We start from the raw sequence: 12201 nt of genomic DNA on the forward strand, positions 1-12201 counted from the left end.
TATTTAACTTGTGTCTTATACAAGACTAATAATTGGTTAAGGAACTCCCATGAATGCATTTGAATTACGTGAGCCAGACTGGAACGCAATAGAGCCAGCACGCTTAACTGCAGAGCCTAAATTACAAGGCCATGTGCTAGTTTTACCAACTCAATTTGGCGAGGTCAGCGTTACCATAAGCCAGTTTGGTTTACGTTTAAATGCAGGCTCCACGCATGACGAGACGTTTAAAATATTAACCACCACCCCTTCAAACTTACCGCTATCACTTAATAAATTAGACCAAGGCTTTGCAGCCACCGCCGGTGAGTACCGTTTAGAATTTTACAGCGACCCTTTTTACTTTGAGCTTTATAAAAACGATAAATTAGTTCAGCAATCAGCAACCGATGGCCACTTTGTGCGCCAGCATCGTTTACCGCCACTGGCTAAAACTGATAACGGCTGGATTTTAAGCCTAGAGCTTAATTACGACGAAGCCGTTTACGGCCTTGGCGAAAAATGGGGCAAGCTTGATAAACGCGGCCAGCTTATTCGCTCATACAACCACGATGCGCTAGGCGTCAACGCCGAAAAGTCTTATAAAAATACGCCATACGCATGGAGCCCAGAGGGCTGGAATTTATTTGTACACACGCCGGCGCCCGTTACACATGGCGTAGGCTACGCACTTTGGTCGCAACGTGCTTATGTGTGTTTAGTAGAAGACGACGCATTAGATGTATTTTTATACCAAGAGCAAACGCCTGCACAAAGCATTAATCGCTACTGCGAGCTAACTGGTTTTGCACCGGTGCCACCGCAGTGGAGTTTTGGTGCTATTTTATCAAAAGCGTACTACAAAGATGCCGACGAGCTATTAAGTGTCGCCCGCGAAGTACGCGCTAAAAACATGCCGTGCGATGTAATCACCCTTGATGGCCGTGCATGGCAAGACACCGACACCCGCTTTGCCTTTGAATGGGACCCAACACGTTACGCCGACCCAAAACCTGTGCTTGATGAACTAAAAGCCATGGATTTTAAAATTTGTGTGTGGGAATACCCAATGATCTCGGTAAACAACCCATTATTTGCAAAAGCGGCCGAAAACGGCTGGCTAATAAAAGACAAACGCACAGGTAAAGCGTATCAATACGAGTGGGATTTAAGCCCATTTGGCGAAGTACTTACGCCATTACCAGAGTCGGGTATTTTAGATTTTACTCATCCCGACGCTTACGAATACTGGTTGGAGTCGCACAAGCCATTATTTGAGCTTGGCGTAGATATGATAAAAGCAGACTTTGGCGAGCAGCTAGAAGATGAAAACATGGTATCGCACAGTGGCGACAGTGGTATTAGACTGCATAATGTTTATAGCATGCTGTACAACCGCTGCGTTTATGAAGCCGCCGAAAAATACTGTAAAACAGGACCATTTTTGTTTAGCCGATCTGCATGGACTGGTAGCCAACGCTTCCCAGCACAATGGGGCGGCGACCCACAAGCCGATTGGCAAGGCTTAGCGGCGAGTATTCGCGGCAGCTTAGCGTGGGGCATGTCGGGCGGGCCATTTTTTGCAACCGACATTGGTGGTTTTTACAAAGACACCCGCGATGCAGAGCTTTATGTTCGCTGGGCGCAAGCGTCGGTATTTAGTGCACACATGCGTTTACATGGCATTGGCCCACGCGAACCGTGGTCATACACCGAGCAAGCAAGTGACGCTGTATTTGCAGCGCTTAAATTACGCTATCAGTTAATTCCGTACTTACAAGAATGTGCAGAGCAAGCGCAGCAAACAGGGCTGCCTATTCAGCGTGCTATGGCATTGGCGTTTCCTGATGACATACTGGCACATAGTTTTGATCAGCAATTTATGTGCGGCGAAAAACTCCTTGTTGTGCCATGTGTTGCACCAAACGGTAAAGTTAAATTTTACTTACCGCAAGGGGAATGGCTGAGCTTTCCTTATGGGCAGGCGTACCAAGGCGGCAAGTATTACGAAGAAACACTTGAGCTTACACAAATGGCCGTATTTGTTCGTAAAGGCGATACGCTCATGCTAGGCCCAGAGGTTCAACACACAGAGCAAGACATGAGCCAGCTAACAGCATGGCCAAAATAAAACTCGGTTAATAGCAAACACACACAACACACGTAACACACACAATAATAAAGATATTAGCTTACTTTTTACCGAGTAAAGTAAGCTAAAAGGGGCGTAAGATGGAAGGTATGAACATTACCATGACACTGCTATCGTGCTTGGCGTTTATGGCGCTGGTAGGATATATCTCGTACCAAAAAACCAAAGGGGAAGTTAACACCCAAGACGGCTACTTTTTAGCGGGGCGTGGTTTAACGGGTACATTTATAGCGGGGTCGATGATCCTCACTAACTTATCGGCCGAGCAACTTATTGGCCTTAATGGTTCAGCGTATGGTTACAACCTAAGTTCAATGGCGTGGGAAGTAACGGCTGGGATATCAACCATTATAATGGCGCTGATCTTTTTACCGCGGTATTTAGCTGGCGCGTTTTCTACCCTGCCTGAATTTTTACGGGATCGTTTTGACGATACCGTACGCCGTATGACGGTGATCTTATTTATGGTAGGGTATTGTTTTATAACGATCCCTTCTGTTTTGTACTCAGGATCAATCGCCGTTCTTAGGCTGTTTGATGTGCCCACCTTATTAAACTTAAGCTATCAAGCAAGCTTAATTGTCACCATTATTATTGTGGGCTCCGTGGGCGCTATTTACGCGGTATTCGGTGGTTTAAAGGCGGTTGCGGTATCAGATACCATTAACGGTGTAGGGTTATTAATTATTGGTATTTTAGTGCCTACCCTTGGCCTTATTGCCCTTGGCGATGGCAATTTTGCCGATGGCCTAAGCACACTGGTAAACACCGATACCGAAAAGCTCAACGCTATTGGTAGCAGTGACGATCCCGTGCCATTTGGCACCATTTTTACCGGTATGATCCTCGCTAATTTATTTTATTGGGGCACCAATCAGTACGTGATCCAGCGTACACTGGGCGCTAAAAACTTAGTAGAAGGCCAAAAGGGCGTGTTGTTTTCAGGGTACTTTAAAGTGCTAGTACCCTTTATGATGATGATCCCAGGCGTAATTGCGTATCACCTTTATAAGCACGAAAGCTTACAAACCATAGATTTAGCTTACCCACATTTAGTTAAAGATGTACTGCCTCAGTACTTATCTGGGTTCTTTTTAGCGGTGCTATTAGGTGCGGTATTTAGCTCGTTTAATTCACTGTTAAATAGTGCCGCCACGTTGTTTTGTTTAGATGTATACAAACCCATGAAAAAAGACAAAGTAAGCGACGAAAAGCTGATTAAAGTGGCCAAAATTACCAGTATTGTAATTGCTGTTTTATCGTTTATTACCGCGCCATTACTGATGTTTGCGCCAGAAGGTTTATGGCACATCATTCGTGTATTTACCGGATTTTACAACATTCCGGTCATCACAATTGTGCTCGTGGGGTTATTTACTCGCAAAGTGCCTGCACTGGGCGCTAAAGTGGCTATTGTTTTTCATGTTATTGCCTACACTTTGCTTAAATTTGTGTGGGATGTAGATATTAACTTTATCCATATTTACGCCATATTATTCTTTATTGAGCTGGCCATTATGTTAGGTATTGGCTACTACAAACCTCTTGCCACACCATGGAACTTTACCCGCAAAGCCGAGGTAAACCTAAGCCCGTGGAAATACGCACTGCCTTGCGCGATTGTATTAGTGAGCTTAATTATAAGCTTGTACATACTATTTTCTCCGCTTGGATTGGTGGGTGGCACCAGCGTGTACTTTGTACCAAGCTTAATTGCTGTTTGGACTAGCGCCTTTGTGCTTAGCTGGTGGAGCGTACGCCGATGGCATAAGCGTTACCAAAGCAGCTTAGCGCATATTGGCGTTGCTAAGGTCGCATAACGCGGCGTTATATTCTTTATACAAATTTTAAATCACATTTTATTCACATAATGTTTGCAATAGAACATAAGTTTGTTTAAGTTTATATCTCTTATATAAGACATAAGAGATATAAGGAAAATAACTACAACACTCTGGCACCGCTTTTTAGCAACCCACACACTTGCTAGCGCGGTAATTTAACAGCACACACGCACAATTTGGAGAATGACATGAGAGCTAAAAAGTCCGTCTTAAGCTTGGCAGTCACGTTAGCAATGACAACGGGTTTAGCACTAAGCACGCAAGCACATGCGCAGCAGGAGCAAACTGAACAACAAGCAGAGCAAAACAATAACGACCAGTTTGAAAAAATTGTTGTTACCTCACAAAAACGAACGCAAAGCCTAAACGAAGTACCACTTGCGGTGTCTGTACTTAATAGCGACCAGATTGATTCGGCGTTTGCTAATAATATGGAAGGCCTACAGTCACTTGTGCCTTCGGTGAGCTTTAGAAAAGGCACCACAACCCGTAACTCAGCGCTAACGGTGCGCGGTATTGGTACTATTTCGTTTAGTATTGCCGCTGAGCCAAGTGTGGCCACTGTAGTTGATGGCGTAGTACTTGGCCGCTCTGGTCAAGCCTTTGCCGATTTATACGATGTATCTCGCATTGAAGTACTGCGCGGCCCACAAGGTACACTATTTGGTAAAAATGCCTCGGCGGGTGTGGTAAACATTACAACCAAAGATCCTTCGTACGATACTACCGGCAGCGTAGAAACCTCGTTTTATCAAGACAACGAATACCGCTTTAAAGGCGTGGTAAGCGGCGGCTTAACCGACGACTTAGCAGCAAGCTTAACCGTGTTTAAAGGTAAGTTTGATGGCTACATTGATAACGTTTACAACAACGAAAAAGTAAACGGTTACGACCGTGAAGGCGCACGTGCTGTATTTAAATACGAGCCAAGCGATGATTTAAACGTAAAATTTATTGCCGAATTTTATAACGCCGACGACGACTGTTGTGCCGATTTAGAAGCCCTGCCAAGTGGCCGCAACCCAGATTCAGACGCAGCCCCTAATAGCAACGGTATTGTTGATGGTGTGGCCGATATTGACCTAGACCAGCGCAAAGTTGATCACGACTATGAGTCGCGCACCATTGACGAACATAGCGCGTTTTCGGTACAGGTTGATAAAACCATTGGCGACTACACATACACCTCTATTACTGCACAGCGCTCGTGGGATAACACCGAATACCGCGAAGGCGATTTTACCTCAATTGCTGGCGACAGTAACGAACCTGTATTTGGCGCGCCCTTTCAATTACACGATTTAGGTGCCCAGCAGTGGGATCAGTTTTCGCAAGAATTTAGAGTCACCTCAAACCTAGCGGGTCCGTTTAACTATGTGGCTGGCTTATTTTACTGGAACATGGACTCGCAACGTAACTTTACCCGTGACGCGAGTTGTCAAAATAACGGTGGCCAACTAGACGCTGCAATGGCGTATTACGCACAAAATAACTTAACCGGTGCAGAGCTTGATGCCGCATTGGCCGACTTAGACGCCTACACACAAAGCTTAGGTGTAAGCTGTAATGCTAACGATATTGTATCGGCAACCGCGTACATGAGTACCGAGTTTAACAACTGGGCAGCCTTTGCCGATGGTACTTACGATTTATCTGAAGACTTACGTGTACTGTTTGGTATTCGTTATACCGACGATGAAGTGTCGTACACACACCGCCGCGTAAGCAATGACGAATTTGGTCGCACCGGTGTAGGTGTACGCTCAGCAGCACTAAATACTGACGAATCAGGCAGTGCAGAAGAAACCAATGTGTCGGGTCGTTTAGGTATGCAATACGACCTAGGCGATGGCCAAATGGTTTACGGTACTTACTCGCAAGGCTATAAAGGCCCTGGTTTTAACGTGTACTACAACTTTAATCCAGATAACGATAGCCGCGAAATATCGCCAGAAGAGTCAGACGCATACGAGTTAGGCTACAAATACGCAAGCCGCGATTTTGTATTTAACTTTGCTGTATTTAGAACCGAAATTGAAGGCTTTCAAGCCAATAACTTTGACTGTTCAGACGGCACCTGTATTACCCGTTTAACCAATGCCGGCGATGTAAGTACACAAGGTGCTGAGGTTGACTTTATGTGGGCGGCTACCGACTCACTTACGTTAACTGGTGGTATTGCGTACATTCAGGCCGAAATTGACGAGTTTAATTGTCCGGCAGAAGTAGAAGCAGGCTCATGTACTGACCGCTCTGGCTTAGATGTCCCGTTTTCGCCAGATTTAAAGTACTCATTAAGTGCTGATTACTTTATTGAAACGGAGCACGACTTTAATATTCATATTAACGGCTCTTACATTTACACCGACGAGCAATACTCAGACCTACCAAACAATGTAGGCGAGTTTAACCCAGCAGCGTTACTGCCAGATTACGGTATTTTAAACGCAAGTGTGGGCTTATCGTTTAAAGATGATGCATTTAGAGTATCGCTTATTGCTAAAAACTTAACCGATGAAAGCTACGTAACCACCTACAGTGGCGACAACTTCCGTTACCAAATTCCGCGTGATGCAGAGCGCTACTTTGGTGTATCGTTTAAGGCACGTTTTTAATTTTATAAATACATCCCTGTGAAAATTGTGCTAAGCGCAGCGTTTAACCGCTGCGCTTTTTTGTGCCTTAATTTTGTCATGGTTTAGTCATTGTTTTTTAATTAAAAGTACTCTTAGAGGTCACATCTATTTTCTATAGTGCAGCGGTTACTTATTTGAGGTTTACGCTTCAAGCAAAAAATAACCACTACACAATGGGAATAATAAAGGATGAAAATTAAAAAAGTTGCTGCGGCAGTTGGCTTAACGTTTATATTAAGTGCTGCAAGCCATGCCGATGTATTACCACAAAGCCAAACAGATAATGACTGGTATACAAATGCCCAAACTACACTCGCCACAAAAACTGCGCTTGCACAAAGCCAGCAAACAACAAAAGCTAAAAACGTTATTTTGTTTGTAGGCGACGGCATGGGTGTATCTACCCTTACCGCAGCACGTATCTTAAAAGGACAAAGAGCGGGCGATTTAGGTGAAGAAGGTTATTTAAGCTTTGAAGAGTTCCCGTACTCAGCACAAGTAAAAACATACAACGTAGATGCACAAACACCAGATTCTGCAGGCACAATGACCGCGATGATCTCAGGGGTTAAAACCGATGTAGGCGTTATTGGTGTAGACGAAGACATAGAGCGCGGTGTGTGTTCAACTGTATCGGGTAATGAGCTTTTAACAGCAACAGAACTTGCTGAAATTAAAGGCCTAGCAACCGGTGTTATTTCAACAGCGCGTATTACCCATGCAACGCCAGCGGCAACCTATGCAAAATCGGCAGACCGTAACTGGGAAGATATCTCAGACATGCCAGAAACCGAAACTGCATGTGAAGACATTGCTTCGCAATTAGTTAATTTTGAAAAAAACCTAGAAGCACGTTTTGTAGGTACCGACGTAGACGGCCTTGATTTTGTAATGGGTGGCGGACGTCGTCACTTTTTACCAAAAGATGAAGCAGCTAACTCAGCAGATGCACTTAGCGCTGTAGAAGGCGATCGTACTGATGAGCGTAACTTAGTTACTGAGTGGCAAACACAATACCCACAAGGTACTTATGTTATGGACCAAGCAGGCTTTGATGCCATTGCTGATGATGCCACTAAAGTGTTTGGCTTATTTAACGAATCGCACATGCAATACGAAGCAGACCGCGCAAACGATATTGCCGGTGAGCCATCGCTGAGCGAAATGACTAGCAAAGCAATTGATGTATTAGGTAAAAACGAAAACGGCTTTTTCTTAACCGTTGAGTCGGGCCGTATTGACCACGCACACCACGCGGGTAATGCCTACAACGCACTTAACGACACCATTGAATTTGCTAAAGCCGTGCAAGCTGCGGTAGATAATACCAACCCAGAAGAAACCCTTATTTTAGTAACCGCCGATCACAGCCACGTATTTACTATTGCAGGCTACCCTAAACGCGGTAACCCAATCTTAGGCCAAGTAGTTGCCGTAGGCGAAACCACACCAAGCCTTGCTGCCGACGATATGCCATACACCACAGTAGGCTATGCAAATGGTTTAGGGTTTAGAAACTTAGTTGATGAAACAGATGCCGATGCAGCATATACAACTGGCCCAGTTGCTGGACGTGTAGAGCTTACTGGCGTTGATACTACCAATGTTGGCTTTCACCAAGAAACCACTGTCCCTCTTGGCTCAGAAACCCATGCCGGTGAAGATATTTCGCTGCATGCAAAAGGCCCAGGTGCACAGCTAGCTCAAGGCGTAATTGAGCAAAACGTAGTATTTCATTTAATTAATCAAGCTCTTGAACTAACTCAGCAATAATGGCGGCTAACATGAACAAATTAACAGTACTTTCTTTGGCAGTAATGGTCGCGCTAGCAGGTTGTAGTGACGACGACGAAGACGAAAATAATATTCTCGCGGTAGATAACACCATTGCAGTCGGCTCTGAGCAATGTGTTAATGGCGGCGTAGAAACCCAAACTGGCGTAGATACAAACGGCAACGGCGTGCTAGATAGCGACGAAGTTACCTCTTCTAACTTAGTGTGTAATGCACCTGCTACGTCACTTACCAGCGAGCAACTTGCCACCCTAACTACTAACGCATGGTATGGCGATGCACAAACAAAGCTTGCGGCAACACAGCAAGCTAATAGCGAAGTGGTTACTGAGTCTGGCAAAGCGAAAAACGTTATATTATTTGTTGGCGACGGCATGGGTATTTCTACCGTAACAGCTGCACGTATTTTAGCAGGCCAGCTTGAAGGCGGTTTAGGTGAAGACTACCAGTTAAGCTTTGAAAAAATGCCCTACTCAGGTTTTGTTAAAACTTACAACGTAGATGCACAAACGCCGGATTCAGCAGGCACAATGACGGCAATGGTATCAGGTGTTAAAACCGATGTGGGCGTAATTGGCGTGGATGAAGACATTGAACGCGGCGACTGTGCCACGGTAACAGGCAACGAACTAGTTACCTCGTTAGAGCTTGCTGAAATAGCGGGTAAAGCAACCGGCCTTATTTCAACCGCACGTATTACCCATGCAACACCTGCAGCAACGTATGCTAAATCGGCTGACCGTAACTGGGAAGATAACTCAGATATGCCAGAGGGCACAGAAGCCTGTGAAGATATTGCATCGCAGCTTGTTAACTTTGAAGCCAACTTAGAGTCGCGTTATGCGGGTATTGATGTAGATGGCATTGATGTTGTAATGGGTGGCGGACGCCGTCACTTTTTACCAAAAGATGAAGCAGCAAATTCAGCCGATGCAGTAAGCGCAGTAGAAGGCGACCGTACTGATGGCCGCAACCTCGTAACCGAGTGGCAAACAACTTACCCAAGCGGCACTTACGTTATGGACCAAACCGGTTTTGATGCAATTAGCGACGATGCCACTAAAGTATTTGGTTTATTTAACGAATCGCACATGCAATACGAAGCCGACCGAGCAAACGATGTAGCGGGCGAGCCGTCGCTTAGCGAAATGACCGAAAAAGCAATTAACGTACTAGATAACAACGACAATGGCTTTTTCTTATCGGTAGAAGCAGGTCGTATTGACCACGCGCACCATGCGGGTAATGCCTACAATGCCCTAAACGACACAGTAGAATTTGCAAAAGCTGTGCAAGTGGCAATGGAAAACACTAACCCAGAAGAAACGCTAATAGTAGTAACTGCCGATCACAGCCACGTATTTACTATTGCAGGCTACCCTAAACGTGGTAACCCAATATTAGGTAAAGTTGTTGCCGTAGGTGAAACCGAGCCAAGCCTAGCTGCCGACGATATGCCATATACCACAGTTGGCTACACCAACGGTGGCGGCTTTAGAGATTTAGGCGATGAAACCGATGCCGATGCAGGTTATGCATTTGCACCTGTTACAGGGCGTGTAGATTTAACCGATGTTGATACAACTGCAGCGGGCTTTCACCAAGAGGCACTTGTACCACTTGGCTCAGAAACTCACGCAGGTGAAGATGTTGGCGTATACGCAATGGGCCCAGGCGCTCACTTAGTTACAGGCACTAACGAGCAAAGCTTTTTATTCCATGTAATGGACTTTGCAGCAGACTTAGTAACTACCGCTGATGAAAAAGTAACGCCATAAGTAATTTAATACGTACGCTCAGCACATAAAGTACGTATTAAAAATGAGGTATTTAAAAACAACTCGTACGCTGTGCGGGTTGTTTTTTTATGTCATAAAAATGCCACTGTAAATGGGTATGGTAATGCCTATTACAGTGACGTTTAAATAAGAGATAATTTAATGAAACTAGCATTATTTTTAATGGCAACACTTGCCAGTACCAACACCCTAGCGCAGCAATGTAATATTGATAGCGCGCATTTAAAAGCCGACTATAAAATTACCAATACTCATAAAAACGAGCAAAGCACGCAATCACTTACGCTTTGGCGAAACAACTCACAAGTTGCGCATCAGCGTGAAGTTATTACTGAGCTTTGGCAGCACTTAGCTAACAAACAAATTCGCCCAATTCGTTATTTTAATGCCCAGCAACGCGGTATTGAGTATCAGCCATCTGAGGTACGCGGTGTACAAAGTTGGAGCGCTAAAAATCAGCTGGTGGATACGCATTTAATCGAAAAAATGACCCTAGTTAACACCCAAGGCAACGGCTGCGATGAAGTAAAAAACTACACACTTTCTGAGGGCGACAACCAATTTAAACTCGCTTTATTTACCAAATCGAACTTAGTTAAAAGCTTTAGCGTAACCAATAAAAAAAGCGATACCCATACTTTGCTAAGCCTTAACGATGTAAACAGCAATAAAGCAGAAATAACCGCACAGTTTGCCAAATGGGATCGCTTTCAAACCACCGACTACGCCGACATTGGCGATAACGAAAACGACCCGTTTTTAGCAAAAATGATCAACCTAGGTTTTATAGAACACGGCGCAACGGGGTTTTATAACCAGCAAGGTAAAGCGATTCAAGGTGGGCACCATCACTAGGTTTAAAATGTAGCGCATAGCTAGCTTTCTGACTGGGGTTAAGTTTCTACTTCAACAAATTGGCTACTTGTTTAACTTAAAGAGCATATTACTTTAAATTACTGCTTCAGATGCGCATCAGTCAAGCAGATCTCCCTTATTTCAGAAAGAACCGGTCTGATGAAAATTATTTATAATTGGTAAATATTTAATCTATTTGATACAAATAGAGGTTCACGCAATAGGGACATTTTGTGACAATAAGGAAATGTCCACTTATAAAGATGTAAGCTTTTAATATTCCAACTAAAGAGAATTTTATGAAATTAAAAAGTACAGAACTTTCAACACAAATATTAGATATGATTATTAATCCAGATCCTCTAGAAGGTGAGGACATAATTATTGAAAACGAATTTGGAAAAACTATAGGTATAATTATACAACCTGAAGCATATGAGTTTTTTCTAAAGAAAATTGAAGAAAAAGAAAATGAAATAGATTCATCATTAAACGAAAAATATGATCCTAATTCACCGTCACTTGAAGACCTAATGGGAGAGTAAAATGTTAAGGGATAGCCAAAGGAAAGATCACAAGAATGTGAATAGGGAAATAAAAGAGAAATCTGATATAGCAGCTGAGAAAGTTAGAACCAAAGATATTAAACAGCTTAAAACGTTAGATGAGCTGATGAAAGAGGAACGATAATGTATACAATTCGTTTCTCTAAAAGAGCTGAGAAAGCTTTTAAAAAAATAGATCCAGTTATGAAAAAGCGAGTTTTTAATAAATTTAAATTTATAGAAAATTCACCTAGAAATGGCCCTAATATCAAAACCATGCAAGGATTCTCTAATAGGTACAGATATAAAGTGGGTGACTTCAGAATTGTTTACGAAGTCATCGATAACGATCTTGTTGTGTGGGTTTTAGAGGCTGATTGGCGTGGTAATATATACTAAAAGCTAACGAGCACATCAAAACCCATTAAGTTTGCTAATTTTAGCGAGGGTGTAACTGCCATTCAAAATTTATGTGAATGCTTTTCTAACAACATAGGCCAACTAGTTGCTGCTACTAAAGGTATTCTCGCCCGAGTCTTTTAGATTTATCAGCCTGTTCTATTAGGCCAATCTTAAGGTCGCCGTATTCGCAAGTAT

At 43.6% G+C, this 12201-nt stretch carries 8 protein-coding genes; all 8 read left to right on the plus strand.

The genetic code is table 11. From position 1 onward, the window contains the following. Window positions 1–49: 49 nt before the first annotated feature. The 8 genes from OIZ54_RS16750 to OIZ54_RS16785 all read left to right on the plus strand — a co-directional run bounded on the left by OIZ54_RS16750 (window position 50) and on the right by OIZ54_RS16785 (window position 12003). Window positions 50–2110, plus strand: a complete 2061-nt coding sequence (locus OIZ54_RS16750; protein ID WP_264390874.1) for an alpha-xylosidase — start codon at window positions 50–52, stop codon at window positions 2108–2110. A gap of 101 nt (window positions 2111–2211) precedes the next feature. Then, window positions 2212–3951 carry a solute:sodium symporter family transporter gene (locus tag OIZ54_RS16755; protein WP_198401356.1) on the plus strand — a complete coding sequence of 580 codons (1740 nt, stop codon included), beginning with the start codon at window positions 2212–2214 and terminating at the stop codon, window positions 3949–3951. A gap of 212 nt (window positions 3952–4163) precedes the next feature. Then, window positions 4164–6590, plus strand: a complete 2427-nt coding sequence (locus OIZ54_RS16760) for a TonB-dependent receptor (RefSeq protein ID WP_055255432.1) — start codon at window positions 4164–4166, stop codon at window positions 6588–6590. Between the two features lie 210 nt (window positions 6591–6800). After that, window positions 6801–8384: an alkaline phosphatase gene (locus tag OIZ54_RS16765; protein WP_264390875.1), complete on the plus strand. Its 1584-nt coding sequence runs from the start codon at window positions 6801–6803 to the stop codon at window positions 8382–8384. 11 nt (window positions 8385–8395) lie between these two features. After that, window positions 8396–10183: an alkaline phosphatase gene (locus OIZ54_RS16770; RefSeq protein WP_264390876.1), complete on the plus strand. Its 1788-nt coding sequence runs from the start codon at window positions 8396–8398 to the stop codon at window positions 10181–10183. Between the two features lie 162 nt (window positions 10184–10345). Continuing rightward, complete coding sequence (locus OIZ54_RS16775; RefSeq protein WP_264390877.1) at window positions 10346–11059, plus strand: hypothetical protein; 714 nt, start codon at window positions 10346–10348, stop codon at window positions 11057–11059. Window positions 11060–11358: 299 nt separating this feature from the next. Then, the gene (locus OIZ54_RS16780) at window positions 11359–11604 is read left to right on the plus strand and encodes a hypothetical protein (RefSeq protein WP_264390878.1); all 246 of its coding nucleotides are present in this window, start codon (window positions 11359–11361) and stop codon (window positions 11602–11604) included. 144 nt (window positions 11605–11748) lie between these two features. Continuing rightward, entirely contained in the window at window positions 11749–12003 is a 255-nt protein-coding gene (locus OIZ54_RS16785) for a type II toxin-antitoxin system RelE family toxin (RefSeq protein WP_264390879.1), read from the plus strand. Window positions 12004–12201: the final 198 nt, after the last annotated feature.

The sequence above is a fragment of the Pseudoalteromonas sp. A3 genome, assembly GCF_025942345.1.
Classification (GTDB): Bacteria; Pseudomonadota; Gammaproteobacteria; order Enterobacterales; family Alteromonadaceae; genus Pseudoalteromonas; species Pseudoalteromonas atlantica.